Source organism: Aequorivita sp. Q41 (genome assembly GCF_039831855.1).
GTDB lineage: Bacteria > Bacteroidota > Bacteroidia > Flavobacteriales > Flavobacteriaceae > Aequorivita.
The window spans coordinates 246,949-260,862 of the sequence record NZ_JBDPMS010000001.1; the positions used below are offsets into that span (position 1 = coordinate 246,949).

Below are 13,914 nucleotides of genomic sequence, written 5' to 3' on the forward strand. Positions count from 1 at the left end.
ATTCTTATTTTTTAATCCTCGATTCCTAAAACATCTTTCATTGTAAACACCCCTTTTTTGTTCTGCAACCATGCTGCGGCCAAGATTGCGCCTTTTGCAAAACCTTCGCGTGAATGTGCTTCGTGTGTAAAGGAAATAGTATCTATCGCAGAAGTATATGAAACTGTATGCGTTCCTTTTACGTCTTCTTCTCTTTTTGCGACGATGTTTAAACTATTTTCTTCGGAAGTGTTTAGCTTCCAGTCTTGTTTATCAATGTGTTTTAAAATGCCTTCTGCAATGGTAATTGCCGTTCCACTTGGTGCATCTTTCTTTTCAAGATGATGTATTTCTTCAACCGAAACATCAAATTCTTTCCAAGGCTTCATCAATTTTGCAGCGTATTCATTTATGCTAAAAAACAAATTTACTCCAACACTAAAATTGGACGCATAGATAAAACTTCCGTTACGCTTTTCACATAAGTTTAGCATTTCATCAAAATTTTCCAACCAGCCAGTTGTCCCGCAAACAATAGGGATTTCAGCATTTAATGCTTTTGAAATATTTTCAACTGCAACCTCAGGAGAAGAAAATTCTATTGCCACATCGGCATCTGCAAGAGTTCCTTCGGCTCCATTACTCATACTTTTATACACTACGGAATGACCACTTTCTACCGCCAGCTTTTCAATGATTTTACCCATTTTTCCGTAACCAAGTAAGGCTATTTTCATTTTAAAATTATTTAAAACGGTACGTTAGCGACATACCGTATTGTGGTTTTGCATTAAATTGATTATAATCGAAATTTGGTTGAAGTGAAAGGTCGTCACTAACCTCATACTGCTGTAAGTGCGCATCTACATTGGCATCAACAACATTTAAAAGATAAAAAGCTATTGTAACAATTATGCTAACATCTTTATTTCTCTGGGCAGATTTTTGGGCATTGATCAACCGATCATCAGAAATTCCTTGAAACTCATCATCCTCATAGCCGGCAAGTCTTCTTTTGTAGGCATTTCTAAAACGGTCATATTCCTCATCTTGTTGTTTATAAAAATAAACACCAGCAGCCATTCCAGCATAAATTATAGGGATTTTCCAGTATTTTTTATTGTATGCTTGTCCTAAACCAGGAACCACAGCAGAATAAAATGCAGCACGGGCGGGCGCCAACGGATTGTATTCTACTTTTGGCTTTAAGGAATCGTTCACCACAATAACTTTTACGTCTTTTTTTACGGTAAGCGAATCGGTTGTTTGCGCAAACAAAGGTATGGCAAAAATTAACAGAAAGATATATATGAAATTATTTTTCACTCTTGATTAGCTTCAAAATACGTTCGAAGTCTTCTTTATTTTTAAAAGGAACTACTAATTGTCCTTTACCAGATTTTGAAACTTTTACTTCCACAGAGGATTCAAAAAGATCTATCAACTCTTTTGTTGCTTTTTTTGCAAAAGGTGGTGTTTCATTTTTTTTAGGTGTAGCCTTTGGGTCTGGATTTTTAAAACTTCTCACTAAAGCTTCTGTATCTCGCACAGAAAGGTTTTGGCTTAAAATCTTTTCATAAATATCCAATTGGTCGCTTAAATCGTCAATATTAATTAAGGCACGACCGTGGCCCATACTTATAAAACCGTCACGCATTCCTGTTTGGATAATTGGATCCAGTTTTAATAAACGCAGGTAATTAGCGATTGTTGAACGATTTTTCCCTACTCTATCGCTTAATTCTTCTTGAGTTACGTTTATTTCTTCAATTAAACGTTGGTAGGAAAGGGCAATTTCAATAGGGTCTAAGTCTTGGCGTTGGATATTTTCAACCAAAGCCATTTCAAGTGATTCCTGATCATTTGCAATACGAATGTATGCAGGAATCGTTTCAAGACCTACCAATTTTGAAGCACGAAAACGACGTTCTCCACTTACCAATTGATATTTTCCAAAATCAAGCTTACGAACCGTTATTGGCTGAATTACACCAAGTTCTTTTATGGATGAAGCCAATTCGCGAAGCGAATCCTCATTAAAACTAGTACGTGGTTGAAAAGGGTTTACTTCAATACTTCCTAATTCCAGCTCCACAATACTACCAACTACTTTATCGGCATTTTTGTCTGCAACAGATTTTATATCATTTGAAGGGTCTTTCAACAGTGCTGAAAGTCCTCGTCCCAAGGCTTGTTTTTTGGTCGCTTTCGCCATTTATTTCTTTTCGTTTTTCTGAATTAATTCGTGCGCCAAACTTAAATAATTATCGGCTCCTTTGCTAGCAGCGTCATAACTGATAATGCTTTCCCCATAGCTAGGCGCTTCACTTAAACGTACATTCCGCTGAATGATTGTTTCAAAAACCATTTCATCAAAATGCTTTTTCACCTCATCAACCACTTGGTTTGAAAGGCGCAAACGTTGATCGTACATTGTTAGTAAAAGTCCTTCAATATCTAAGTTTTTATTATGGATTTTCTGAACACTTTTAATGGTGTTTAATAATTTTCCAAGCCCTTCTAAAGCAAAATATTCACATTGTATCGGGATGATTACAGAATCTGCTGCTGTTAACGCGTTTAAAGTTAATAAACCTAACGATGGCGCACAATCTATAAGAATATAATCGTAATCCTTTTTAAGATCTTCAATCGCTTTTTTGAGCATATACTCCCGGTTCTCCATATCTACCAATTCAATCTCAATAGCAACAAGGTCTATATGGGATGGAATTAAATCTAGGTTTGGTGAATTTGTAGCAACAATGGCGTCTTTTGCTGTTGCACTATGCTCAAGCAACTGATAGGTGCCTACCTCCACACTTTCTACATCTATGCCTAGGCCAGACGTAGCATTAGCCTGAGGATCAGCATCTATGAGTAAAACTTTTTTTTCCAACACACCCAGAGATGCGGCCAGATTAACTGAGGTCGTAGTCTTGCCTACGCCTCCTTTTTGATTTGCAATTGCAATAATTTTACCCATTAATTTACTTGGAATTTTAGCAGTTAAAAGTACGATTAATTATGTGGATAGAAAATGATTTTTGTTAACATCAAGTCAATAATTCCGCTTCATGGAAATCCTAATTTTCAAAATTTAAAACTCAAAGATAGAAACACTCCTTATTTATTAAAATTTCAAAATATATTTCTTATTGAATTATGGTGGCTTTTTAGTTTTTATTATTTAGACTTTTTTTCGCGAATCATCGCTTCCAACATATCCCACATTTGTTGTGGAACTTCTTCTAAGAGATTCATTTGCCCAGCTCCTTTTAGCCATTCGCCACCGTCTATAACAACAACTTCACCATTAATATACGATGAAAAATCAGAAACCAAATAGGCTGCCAAATTTGCCAATTCTTGATGTACTCCAACACGTTTAACAGGAACTTTTTTTGCTGGATTAAATTTTTCTTTTAACTCGCCTGGCAACAATCTATCCCATGCGCCTTTTGTAGGAAATGGCCCTGGTGCAATTGCGTTAAAGCGCATTCCGTATTTAGCCCATTCAACAGCCAAAGAGCGCGTCATTGCTAATACTCCCGCTTTTGCCGTAGCACTAGGCACTACATAAGCCGAGCCTGTAAATGCATAGGTAGTTACTATATTTAGCACCGTTTTATTGGTTTCTTTTTTCTCGATCCAATGTTTTCCAAAGGCAAGTGTGCAATTTTTTGTTCCCTTTAAAACAATATCTATAATGGTATCAAAAGCATTGGCAGAAAGCCTTTCTGTAGGAGATATAAAATTTCCCGCAGCGTTATTAAGCAGTACATCGACAGTTCCAAATTCAGCTATGGAAGCATTTACCATTGCTTCTACTTCTTCATAATTACGAACATCACATTGCACAGGAAGTACCTTCCCGCCAGTTGCACTTTCAAGTTCTTCTTTTACAGCTTGAAGTTTTTCAATATTTCTTGAAGTAATTACCACATTTGCACCTAGTTCTAAAAAATAGGTGGTCATTGCTTTACCGAGGCCGCTTCCTCCGCCAGTTACAACTATTGTTTTTCCTTTTAGCGCATCATCGCGGAGCATTTTTGAAGTGTAATTCATGGTTTTAATTTGAAATGTAAAAATACATATAATTAAACAAAATAATAATTGAATTAATAAACCTAATACTATTCATACTGCCACAACAATTTCTGTGCAGTGCCGTGATCACCGAGTTGATAAACACCTAAGGTTGCGGCTTTAAAGTTAATTGGTTTAAAAACGTTTTGCTTTAAACTGTCTAATAGTTTCAGGTGCGCAACACCGAGGCTTAGGTGTGGGTCGTAGTTTTTAAAACTGTATTTTTCAACAAATTCCGGAACATAACTCACTGTAAATTCACTGATAGGACTTCCGTCTGGGTTTTGCACAAAAGCAGCTTCCGAACCATTTTTAACAATAAACGGACTTAAAAGCTCAAGCGTTTTTTTGTGGAGTTGCATCAATGCTTCGGTTTTTGCCAATCTTAGCATAGCGAAACTCGCTTCTTGTTCTTCAGCATAATAAAAACTCTCTACCATAAGTGAATCTTGAGCTATGGTATTAAACAAGCCTGCTAAGACTTTACTAATTTCAGGTAAATCATTTTCATTAATAAAACATTGAAGAAGTGTAATATGTGGAATATGATTTTTATCAAGCTTGATTGTAGTTGTATTATTATTAAATATTGCTGTATTTAACTGAATAGCCTGAGCATACATTTCTTCTGAAGGAGTAAGAAGGACATCAACTGCAATTACTTTTTCTTTCTTCGGGGAACAAGCGAAAATCATTATACTAAGTAGTATAAAGCAATATACTGACTGGTAATTTCCAGAATAAATATCTTTTGTAGCGTGGGTAGTTAAGAGATTATGCTCCACGTTCATGATTTGGCCCATAGGATCAATTTTTAGTGAAAATAGGCTAAATGGAAATAGGTTGCAGATAAAAAAACAGTAAAAAACATTATTTATCCCTATTCAAAATCTTGTATTCTTCATAACAACCGCTAATGGCATCAAGGATTTGCAAATCGTTTGCAGTTCGAATAAAATCTTTTGAATAACTACATTTATTTAATATTTCGTCTATATCTATACGTTCCAGTTGCAACACCGCCATCAGTGTTTCACGATCATATTTGCTTTGAAGTAAGTTTCGTATTTCGTCATCTTCCTTCATTTTACGAAGTTTTTTCATCTGCCTCGGTCGTTTTCCGAAAACATGATATAAAAAATCTGCTGGGTTAAAAATAGAACTTAGCACCTTACTAACAGCCCCGGGTTGATTGCTTCCGCCTTCATAGCCTGTACTTAAGCCTGAAATCCTGTACCGATAATTATCATAAATAGGAATCAATTTTGCGTCAATTTCTACATAACCTGTTAATTCAACAGGTTTAATCACGACTTCTTCCAATGCAATACCCAGTTCGGTCATTTTTACCTTAATATCTCCAAATCGAAGCCAGTCATTTGTTACACGAACACGCAAAGATTTAAACCCTAAGTATGAAAAAAACAAGGTGTCATTTACCGCTGCACTTAATGTAAATTCCCCTTTTTCGTTAGTGGTTGTCCCTATAACTTGGTTCAGGTTTACAATGTTTACATTTTCTAGCAATTTATCGTCCGCATCATTCATTACGGTTCCCTTGATTATGTTTTGATCTTGAGCAAAGGAATTTAATGCGATAAAAAGAAAGGCAATAAGTAGGATACTATTTTTCATACAAGGTTTTAATATAAGGAAAAATTTCAGTGAAGTGAAAAGTTCCTTGCATTTTCAATTTTATTTAGGTTATTGTGTGTAGTTTAAGCATCAAATTCTCCTTTACACCACCAAACCACTCTTCTTTTAATATACTTAAAACGATACTGTCTCTTCTGCCATTTAATGCTGCGCAATTGCTTCGTAATATACCTTCAACAGTACAACCAATACTTTTCATAGCGGCGATACTGCGTGCATTGGTGGCATCTGCGCGAAACTCTACACGATCCAAACCTAGGGTTTCAAAAGCAAACTCTAACATCAATAACTTGCATTGTTTATTGAGACCTGTCGCTTGAAATTTCTTGCCATACCAAGTATAACCAAGTTGAACAGTATTGTGTTTTTTCTGAAAATCATAAAAACGGGTACTACCAGCAATTTCCTGTGTACGTTTATCAAAAACAATAAAAGGATAGGAAGTTTCTTCTTTTCTACTCTGAAGCGCAAAGGCTACATAGGTTTTTAGGTTTTCTAACCCATTGGCAGGTTGCAGTGAATATTTCCAAAGCTCAGGCTCATGCTCTGAAAAAAGGAGCAATTTATCAATATCTTGATGGTGCAACGGGCTGAGCCGAACACTATCGTTTTCTAATGTATATTCCTGCAGAAAGTTGAAGGTTTGCATATGCTTAAAAAAATACGGGCCTCTTTACTAAAGGCCCGTAAATATAATTATATAGACGTTAAAGTGATGCTAAAGTTTAAAAGGAGTATTCATTTTCTTTAAACAAAAGCGCTTTTAACTAAAAAAAAGTTAATCCCTTCTTCTACGTCTTCCCCCAGTTCCTTTTGTATCTGGACGGTCGCCACTTCTTCGGCTTTTACCTTTAAAAGCAGGTTTATCGCCACCAGTTGAACTACTGCTTCGTTTTTTGAAACCACCTTTTCGGTCCCCGCGATCCCCACGATCTCCTTTAAAGCCTCCACGATCACTTCTATCCCCTCTTCTTTTACCACGATCGCGTCCGCCGCCACCGCCGCCTCTATTTTTACGGCCAGTGTCTTTTGAAATTTCAATATTAATTTGTCTGCCATCAAGCTTAAAGTCTTTAAATATACCCATCACCAATTCTTGGTGGGTAGTATCTGTATTAAAGAATGAAAAGCTGTCTTTTACATCCACTTTATAAACATCATCTTTTCCTAATTGAAGTAAATCACGAAGGAAATCTTTTAAACTCATCCAGTCGAAATCGTCCTTATTACCAATGTTCACAAAATAACGCGTGCTATCTTTTGAATCTTCTTCTGAAAAATTACGTTCTCCAGAAATATTAAGATCTTTACTATTTTTATAGTAATTTAAGAAGCGTGTAAATTCAACTGAAAATACTTTTTTAATAAGTTCCTCTTTTGTGAAACCTTCTAAAACTTCATTGATATTTGGAAGATATGCGTCAATTTCGTGGTTTATCGGTGTGTCTTTTATATTATTTGCTAAGTGAAACATTTGCACTTCACAAATTTCCATTCCCGAAGGAATTTCTTTTGCAACGAATTGCTTTTGAATAATTTTTTCAATGCTTCTTATCTTTCTAACTTCACTTTTAGAAACAATAACTATTGAAACCCCAGTTTTACCAGCACGTCCAGTACGTCCGCTTCGGTGTGTGTAGGTTTCAATTTCGTCTGGTAATTGGTAATTTATAACGTGTGTAATATCGTCTACATCAATACCACGAGCCGCTACATCTGTTGCAACTAGCATTTGTATTTGGCGTGCACGGAATGATTTCATCACCAAATCTCGTTGGTTTTGACTTAAATCTCCGTGAATTGCTGCTGCATTATAGCCATCTTCAATAAGTTGTTCGGCAACTTTCTGGGTATCCCGTTTTGTTCTACAGAAAATTACTGAGAAAATATTTGGATTTGCATCTGCCAAACGCTTTAAGGCATTGTAACGGTCACGTGCGTTCACTAAATAATATTCATGCGTAACTTGGTCTGAACCCACGTTTTTAGTACCCACAGTAATTTCTACAGGCGTATGCATAAACTTTTTAGCTATTGTAGAAACCTCTTTCGGCATGGTAGCGCTAAATAGCCAGGTGCTTTTATCCTTTGGCGAATGAGAAAGAATTTCAGTAATATCTTCATAAAACCCCATGTTAAGCATTTCATCGGCTTCATCTAAAACGCAGTATTCAATTTTAGAAATATCTACCAACCCTCGGCCAATCATATCTTTCATTCGCCCCGGGGTAGCCACTATGATCTGTGACCCTTTTTTAATTTGGCGCGCTTGATCTGTAATACTTGCACCACCATAAATAGCAGTAACATTAAGCCCTGGCATATATTTACCGTAGCTTATCATTTCATTTGTAATTTGAAGACAAAGTTCGCGCGTTGGAGAAAGGATTAGCCCTTGAGTAGTGCGACTGTTTACGTCTATTTTTTGCAACATTGGAAAACCAAATGCTGCGGTTTTTCCAGTTCCTGTCTGTGCTAAGGAAACCATATCGGTTTCACGCTCTAAAAGAATTGGAATTGCTTTTTCTTGTACTTCCGAAGGAGTTTCAAAACCCATATCGGCGATGGCTTTAAGAAGATTTTCTTCTAAGCCGAGTGCTTTAAATGCTGTCATTTTATTTAATAAAGTTTTTATATGTGTGCTAATGGGAAGCTACTGGACATATAATAAACGGACAGCTTCACTATAACACTCCTCACCCTGAGGATTTTTCTTAAAAAAACCAAGTTATAAACTATGGCTTTTTCAAGGGCGCAAAAGTAAGCTAAAGTTTTCAGTTAGCAGCGGTTGTTGGCAGTTTTTTGTGAAATGTTTAAAAAGTTACCGTTTGCAGTGGCAGTCAGTAGTTTTGGTAATTAGTGAAAACCGCTAAGGAAACCTGCAATATGAAACCACACAAGCCTCAATAATCCGTGTTACCTTTAGCTATAAACTGCAGCTGAATACTGCCAACTTATTTAGAGAGATAATCGATCAACTTGCGCATAGCTTTTCCGCGATGGCCTATTTCACTTTTTTGCTGAAGTGTCATTTCTGCAAACGTTTTATCGAAACCTTTGGGTTGAAAAATTGGATCGTAGCCAAAACCTGAGTCGCCACGCAATTCTTTAATTATTTCCCCTTCACAAATACCTAAAAACATAACTTCTTCGTGGTCCAATGAAAGTGCAATGGCTGTTTTAAATCTTGCAGAACGATTTTCTTTATTTTCTAAATTAGAAAGTAATTTTTTAATATTTGCATTTGAATCGTGAGAAACACCCGCATATCGCGCACTATAAACCCCCGGCTCGTTGTTTAAAGATTGTACTTCTAAACCTGTATCGTCCGCAAAACAGTTTAAATTATAGGTATCACGCACGTAATTTGCCTTCAAAATAGCATTGTCTTCAATCGTTTCTCCAGTTTCTTCAATATCTTCATTACAGCCAATATCATCCAAACTCAACAATTCAATATGGTGTGGAAGCATTGCTTTTACTTCCGTAAATTTATTTTTATTATGGGTAGCGAAGACGAGTTTCATAATTGAGTATTGAGTATTAAAAATTTAGTCATTGGCTGTTTTTTCAGCAATATATCTTTCAATAATTTCACCTGAAGCTTTAATGGTTTTTTGAAGCCATTGCATTTCAATTTCAAATTTTTCTGTTTCGGAAAGTTGCCAATCAATATTTGTTTGCTTCATTCGTGAAACCACACTTTGCAGTATAATTGCCGCAGAAACGGAAATATTTAAACTTTCGGTAAAACCATACATCGGGATTTTTAAAAATCCGTCTGCTGCATTCATCACTGTATCACTCAATCCATCGGTTTCTTTTCCGAAGAAAAAAGCACTTTTTTTGGTAACATCAAAATCATGCAACATCGTAGAATTGGTGTGTGGCGTAGTCGCAATAATCTGATAACCTGAATTTTTTAAGTTTGAAATACAATCTTTTATGGAACTATATCTTTTAAAATCGACCCATTTTTGTGCGCCCATTGCAATTTCTTTATCAATCCGTTTGCTTACCTTTTCTTCAACCACATGCAAATCCTGGATTCCAAAAACATCGCAGGTTCGCATTACTGCACTGGTGTTATGAAGTTGATATACATCTTCTGTAACCACTGTAAAATGGCGTGTTCTATCTAAAAGCACTTTTTGAAAAAGATTTTTTCTACGCTCCGTCAGGTACGTTTGTAGGTATTGTAACAATGCTAAATCCAAAGAAAATAGTTAATTTTAAGCGAAGATAATCAATCGTACGCAGTTGGCAGTAATGGGTAGCAATGCAATGTTTAAAATATAAAAATGAAAATCGCAGTATTAACAGGCGCTGGCGTGAGCGCAGAAAGTGGTATAAATACTTTTAGAGATAGTAATGGCTTATGGGAAGGGCATGATGTTATGGAAGTTGCTTCTCCTGAAGGCTTTCAACGCAATCCTGCTTTGGTACTGGATTTTTACAACCAAAGAAGAAAACAACTCTTAACAGTGCAACCAAATTTAGCACATAAATCTTTAGCAGCACTTGAAAAAACACACGATGTAACAATTATCACACAAAATGTAGACGATTTGCATGAACGCGCTGGTAGCACTAACGTTATCCATCTTCACGGAGAATTACTAAAAGTACGGAGCACCTTTAATGAAGATCTGGTTTTAGATTGGAATAAAGATTTAAACATAGGCGATTGCTGTGAAAACAACCATCAGCTGCGTCCCCATATTGTTTGGTTTGGTGAAATGGTGCCGATGATTGAAAAAGCTGCTGAAATTGTGGCACAAGCAGATAGTATTATCATTGTGGGAACTTCCATGCAAGTATATCCTGCGGCTGGGTTGGTACAATATTCAAAAGAGAATACGCATATTTATTTTGTAGACCCAAAACCGTCAATTTCAGAAACCAAAAGAATCACTGTTTTTCCTGAAAATGCTTCAACTGGGGTTCCAAAAGTTGTAAAATTGATAGCTGAAATTGAGTAAAATGGCTCCGGAAAAATTATTTGAAAAACTAAACTACTTAAAAGCTTACCGAAAAAACCGCTTGGAAGCTGCACATTGGGTGCTTTCTAATCCAAAATGTTTACCCGCACTACTTGAATTTTGTTTTAAAAACGACGGCGATATAAATTTTAAAGCGGCTTGGGTTTTAGAGTTTGTATGCATTGATAAGATTCAATTATTACTTCCGCATCTTGATTATTTTTTTGAAAACCTTCCAAGAGTAACGCATGAATCTGCATTGCGTTCCTTGGCAAAAATATGTGAGCTATTGACTATTCGGTGTTACAAAAACAAAGATACTTTGGTGATAAACTCTTTAAATGAAAGTCATAAAAACATCATGACAGAGTGTTCTTTTGATTGGTTAATTACCAACAAAAAAGTAGCTTGCCAAGCACATGCTATGTTATCCCTTTATTATTTAGGAAATGAAATTAAATGGATTCACCCAGAACTAAAAGTAATACTACAGCAGCATATTCACCATCAAAGTGCTGGATATAAAGCTAGAGCAAAAAACATCTTAAAACATCTTTAATAGAAACATTTTCTACTTAGTTTAAGCACTCAAATTTTAAGCTGTAAAGACAAGTAAATTTGAAACAGCTAAAAGGTTCATTCATTTTTTTAAAATGAAAAAAAACACCTTAAGTGTTGATCGTAAAAACGTGAGATATTGACTACTTGAAGTTTTAGCTATTTTATTGCGTTACATCTTTAAGCAACCAATTTTCAAGCTCAACAGAAGTATCTTTAGTATGAAGCACACTGATATCGCCTGTAGTTTCGAATATTACAGCACGCACTTCTGAAAGTTTTAAAACATTTGCCTCCCGAAGTTTAGATCGTAAATCTGTTTCAGCAACACGTGCTTTTTTAAGATTTTGATAAAGAATTTTTTCACCATCCATTAAAAGCAAGGGTGTATTATCCACTAGTTTTTGAACAAAATCATACCTTCTCAACATTGCTACCGAAATCTGAAGTATATATACTATTGCCAAACCCACCACTCCCTGCAGCAAGCTAATTGATTGCGTCAAGGCTGTAGAAGCAATAATGGAGCCAATAGCTACAGTCATTGCAAAGTCAAAACTGCTCATTTTTGAAAAACTTCGTTTGCCGGCAAATCGTGTAAAAAATATAGTTGCCACATAAATACCCAGAACAGAGAGTACAATTAAAATTAATGAATTAGGGGATGCTTCAAATAGTTTTTCCATAGTTTTATATTTTTATTTTCATCTATTAAATTTATAGTATTCTAAAAAAGGGTGGGGGGTACCATCTATAGAACTTAATAGCGCCTCCATCCCCATTACACTGAAAGTAATTCCATTACCTCCAAAACCAAGTATATAATGTTCCTTAATTTCAGGCTTTGGCTTTCCAAAATAAGGCAATCCATCTTTAGTTTCACCAAAAGTACCCGCCCAAGAGTAATCAACTATAAAAGGTATGTCTGGAAAGCATTTTTCAAACCTTTTTTGCAGTTCTTTTTCCTTTTTAGGAAGCAGCGCATCCCTACGAATTGCATTTTTAAAATCGCGATCACCACCCCCCATTACAATTCGTCCATCTTCCGTACTTCGGAAGTATAAATACGGAGAATCTGTATTCCAATAAATTCTGTTTTTAAAAGCATTTGGTAATTTAGTAAATGCTTCTGAAGCCAATGCATATGTGCTTTTTAAGGATACAACAGCTTCTTTTAGTGTTGTTGTACTTTCATATCCAGTGCAGTGAACCACATCAATCGCTTGTATTGTATAATCATTTCGGGTAGATGCGATTATACTATCACCTTTAGATTTCACTTCTTTAATCTCGGTACGATCATAAATCTCCAATCCCTTTTCACTACAATATTTTAATATGTCGTTTGTTAATGTATATACATCCATTACAGCGCCAGAGTTAGATTCTATTGCTGCAAATGCCTTTAAACCAAGCTTTTCTAACGCATCTTTAGTTAACCATTTTACATCAAAACCATGGCTACGTCTTACTTCAAATTCATTTTTAAGAAACGAAATATCCTTCTTTGTTGAAGTGAAATACACACTTTTTTTAAATTCAAATCCACAGTTACTTTTCACTTTATCACAGATACTTTTTAGGTCGTTAATTGCTTTTTCACAATTTTGATAACTAGAAACTGCAGATGTTAAACCCACTTGTTTAATTAATTCGTGTAGAGGGATGTCAATTTCATATTGAAGCATGGAAGTACTCGCAGCGGTGCTACCGTTTGCTACATCACGACGATCTACCATAATAACCTTTTTCCCACTTTCTATAAGCTTAAAAGCCATAAGTGCCCCCGTGATTCCAGCTCCAATAATTAAAACATCAGTTGCGAGTGATTTTTGCAGAGATGGATAGCTTTCTAAAAGAGAATTTTTAACAAGCCAAAAGGGTTCATTTGAACGTATATCCATATTTTTTTTATTGAAAGTTAAGCAATATGTTAGTGGAGAAATATCATTTTAATAATATTTTATTACTTCAAACTTTAAAATGAAAAAAAATTAACAACTCCCGTTAAACCCTTCTTAATTAAGAATTTTATAAGAACTTTTCGCTGTTATGAAAAGTATCTTTATAACAAATAAAAAAACACAAACTATGAAAACTACAATTGAAAAAGCAAAAGAAAAAAACCATGATCAGCTGGTTAATAATCTTCAAGAGCTTTTAGAAAAAAATTATGACGCTGAAAAAGGGTTTTCTAAAGCTATGAAAGATGCTAAAAATCCTAGATTAAAAACCTTTTTACAACAACAGGCAGCGCAAAGAAGCCGTTTTACAAATGAGTTAACTCAAACTATTCGCAATCTTAATGAACACCCTAAAGAAAGCGGAAGTTTAACGGGAGATCTTCACCGAACTTGGATAGATATAAAAAGCGCTGTGTCAGGGAATGAAGACGAAGCTGTGCTCGAAGAATGTATTCGTGGTGAAAAAGCAAGTTGGGAAGAATATACCAATAAATTGAAAAATGAAAACTTCCCTCCAAATATCTCAGAGGTTGTACAAAGACACGCTTCTGAAATACACAATACATTAAGTAGGGTAAAAACGCTTGAAGATCTTGCCGAAGCAGAATAGTAGCAGAATGCAATGAAGAAGAAGATGAAGATGAAGATGAAGAAGAAGAAGAAGAAGGCAAAAAAAGCCCCAAAGT

At 35.5% G+C, this 13,914-nt stretch carries 16 protein-coding genes; 3 read left to right on the top strand and 13 right to left on the bottom strand.

Annotation, left to right across the window (positions count from 1 at the left end; genetic code table 11):
* Window positions 1-11: 11 nt before the first annotated feature.
* From dapB to ABJ955_RS01195, 11 genes are all read right to left on the bottom strand, one after another.
* Window positions 12-716, bottom strand: coding sequence for a 4-hydroxy-tetrahydrodipicolinate reductase (gene dapB / locus ABJ955_RS01145; protein WP_347372767.1), 705 nt, complete (start codon window positions 714-716; stop codon window positions 12-14).
* A 7-nt stretch (window positions 717-723) separates the two neighbouring features.
* Window positions 724-1,305, bottom strand: coding sequence for a DUF5683 domain-containing protein (locus tag ABJ955_RS01150; RefSeq protein WP_347372768.1), 582 nt, complete (start codon window positions 1,303-1,305; stop codon window positions 724-726).
* Entirely contained in the window at window positions 1,295-2,194 is a 900-nt protein-coding gene (locus tag ABJ955_RS01155) for a ParB/RepB/Spo0J family partition protein (protein WP_347372769.1), read from the bottom strand. The genes ABJ955_RS01150 and ABJ955_RS01155 overlap by 11 nt, the downstream gene beginning before the upstream one ends.
* Complete coding sequence (locus tag ABJ955_RS01160; RefSeq protein WP_347372770.1) at window positions 2,195-2,965, bottom strand: AAA family ATPase; 771 nt, start codon at window positions 2,963-2,965, stop codon at window positions 2,195-2,197.
* Window positions 2,966-3,165: 200 nt separating this feature from the next.
* Complete coding sequence (locus ABJ955_RS01165) at window positions 3,166-4,047, bottom strand: SDR family oxidoreductase (RefSeq protein WP_347372771.1); 882 nt, start codon at window positions 4,045-4,047, stop codon at window positions 3,166-3,168.
* Between the two features lie 68 nt (window positions 4,048-4,115).
* On the bottom strand, window positions 4,116-4,871 hold the full coding sequence (locus ABJ955_RS01170; RefSeq protein ID WP_347372772.1) for a 2'-5' RNA ligase family protein: 756 nt from the start codon (window positions 4,869-4,871) through the stop codon (window positions 4,116-4,118).
* Between the two features lie 67 nt (window positions 4,872-4,938).
* Window positions 4,939-5,703, bottom strand: a complete 765-nt coding sequence (locus ABJ955_RS01175) for a carboxypeptidase-like regulatory domain-containing protein (RefSeq protein ID WP_347372773.1) — start codon at window positions 5,701-5,703, stop codon at window positions 4,939-4,941.
* A gap of 64 nt (window positions 5,704-5,767) precedes the next feature.
* Window positions 5,768-6,373, bottom strand: coding sequence for a GNAT family protein (locus tag ABJ955_RS01180; RefSeq protein ID WP_347372774.1), 606 nt, complete (start codon window positions 6,371-6,373; stop codon window positions 5,768-5,770).
* A gap of 129 nt (window positions 6,374-6,502) precedes the next feature.
* On the bottom strand, window positions 6,503-8,338 hold the full coding sequence (locus ABJ955_RS01185) for a DEAD/DEAH box helicase (RefSeq protein ID WP_347372775.1): 1,836 nt from the start codon (window positions 8,336-8,338) through the stop codon (window positions 6,503-6,505).
* 340 nt (window positions 8,339-8,678) lie between these two features.
* Window positions 8,679-9,251, bottom strand: coding sequence for a non-canonical purine NTP diphosphatase (locus tag ABJ955_RS01190; RefSeq protein WP_347372776.1), 573 nt, complete (start codon window positions 9,249-9,251; stop codon window positions 8,679-8,681).
* Between the two features lie 24 nt (window positions 9,252-9,275).
* Window positions 9,276-9,941: an RNA methyltransferase gene (locus ABJ955_RS01195; protein ID WP_347372777.1), complete on the bottom strand. Its 666-nt coding sequence runs from the start codon at window positions 9,939-9,941 to the stop codon at window positions 9,276-9,278.
* 84 nt (window positions 9,942-10,025) lie between these two features.
* Here ABJ955_RS01195 and ABJ955_RS01200 point away from each other — a divergent pair, with 84 nt between their 5' ends.
* Window positions 10,026-10,706 carry an NAD-dependent deacylase gene (locus ABJ955_RS01200; RefSeq protein WP_347372778.1) on the top strand — a complete coding sequence of 227 codons (681 nt, stop codon included), beginning with the start codon at window positions 10,026-10,028 and terminating at the stop codon, window positions 10,704-10,706.
* A 1-nt stretch (window position 10,707) separates the two neighbouring features.
* Window positions 10,708-11,265, top strand: coding sequence for an adenylosuccinate lyase (locus tag ABJ955_RS01205; protein ID WP_347372779.1), 558 nt, complete (start codon window positions 10,708-10,710; stop codon window positions 11,263-11,265).
* A gap of 163 nt (window positions 11,266-11,428) precedes the next feature.
* Here ABJ955_RS01205 and ABJ955_RS01210 read toward each other — a convergent pair whose 3' ends face one another.
* Window positions 11,429-11,950, bottom strand: a complete 522-nt coding sequence (locus tag ABJ955_RS01210) for a YetF domain-containing protein (protein WP_347372780.1) — start codon at window positions 11,948-11,950, stop codon at window positions 11,429-11,431.
* An 18-nt stretch (window positions 11,951-11,968) separates the two neighbouring features.
* Window positions 11,969-13,168: an FAD-dependent oxidoreductase gene (locus ABJ955_RS01215; RefSeq protein ID WP_347372781.1), complete on the bottom strand. Its 1,200-nt coding sequence runs from the start codon at window positions 13,166-13,168 to the stop codon at window positions 11,969-11,971.
* A 187-nt stretch (window positions 13,169-13,355) separates the two neighbouring features.
* On the opposite strand from ABJ955_RS01215, the gene ABJ955_RS01220 reads away from it, so the two are divergent.
* Window positions 13,356-13,838 carry a PA2169 family four-helix-bundle protein gene (locus ABJ955_RS01220; RefSeq protein WP_347372782.1) on the top strand — a complete coding sequence of 161 codons (483 nt, stop codon included), beginning with the start codon at window positions 13,356-13,358 and terminating at the stop codon, window positions 13,836-13,838.
* Window positions 13,839-13,914 lie beyond the last annotated feature (76 nt).

What these genes read in the sequence shown, in the direction of transcription:
- dapB (WP_347372767.1), bottom strand. Translation starts at nt 716, where the DNA reads ATGAAAATAGCCTTACTTGGTTACGGAAAAATGGGTAAAATCATTGAA.
- ABJ955_RS01155 (WP_347372769.1), bottom strand. Translation starts at nt 2,194, where the DNA reads ATGGCGAAAGCGACCAAAAAACAAGCCTTGGGACGAGGACTTTCAGCA.
- ABJ955_RS01160 (WP_347372770.1), bottom strand. Translation starts at nt 2,965, where the DNA reads ATGGGTAAAATTATTGCAATTGCAAATCAAAAAGGAGGCGTAGGCAAG.
- ABJ955_RS01165 (WP_347372771.1), bottom strand. Translation starts at nt 4,047, where the DNA reads ATGAATTACACTTCAAAAATGCTCCGCGATGATGCGCTAAAAGGAAAA.
- ABJ955_RS01170 (WP_347372772.1), bottom strand. Translation starts at nt 4,871, where the DNA reads ATGGGCCAAATCATGAACGTGGAGCATAATCTCTTAACTACCCACGCT.
- ABJ955_RS01175 (WP_347372773.1), bottom strand. Translation starts at nt 5,703, where the DNA reads ATGAAAAATAGTATCCTACTTATTGCCTTTCTTTTTATCGCATTAAAT.
- ABJ955_RS01180 (WP_347372774.1), bottom strand. Translation starts at nt 6,373, where the DNA reads ATGCAAACCTTCAACTTTCTGCAGGAATATACATTAGAAAACGATAGT.
- ABJ955_RS01185 (WP_347372775.1), bottom strand. Translation starts at nt 8,338, where the DNA reads ATGACAGCATTTAAAGCACTCGGCTTAGAAGAAAATCTTCTTAAAGCC.
- ABJ955_RS01190 (WP_347372776.1), bottom strand. Translation starts at nt 9,251, where the DNA reads ATGAAACTCGTCTTCGCTACCCATAATAAAAATAAATTTACGGAAGTA.
- ABJ955_RS01200 (WP_347372778.1), top strand. Translation starts at nt 10,026, where the DNA reads ATGAAAATCGCAGTATTAACAGGCGCTGGCGTGAGCGCAGAAAGTGGT.
- ABJ955_RS01205 (WP_347372779.1), top strand. Translation starts at nt 10,708, where the DNA reads ATGGCTCCGGAAAAATTATTTGAAAAACTAAACTACTTAAAAGCTTAC.
- ABJ955_RS01210 (WP_347372780.1), bottom strand. Translation starts at nt 11,950, where the DNA reads ATGGAAAAACTATTTGAAGCATCCCCTAATTCATTAATTTTAATTGTA.
- ABJ955_RS01215 (WP_347372781.1), bottom strand. Translation starts at nt 13,168, where the DNA reads ATGGATATACGTTCAAATGAACCCTTTTGGCTTGTTAAAAATTCTCTT.
- ABJ955_RS01220 (WP_347372782.1), top strand. Translation starts at nt 13,356, where the DNA reads ATGAAAACTACAATTGAAAAAGCAAAAGAAAAAAACCATGATCAGCTG.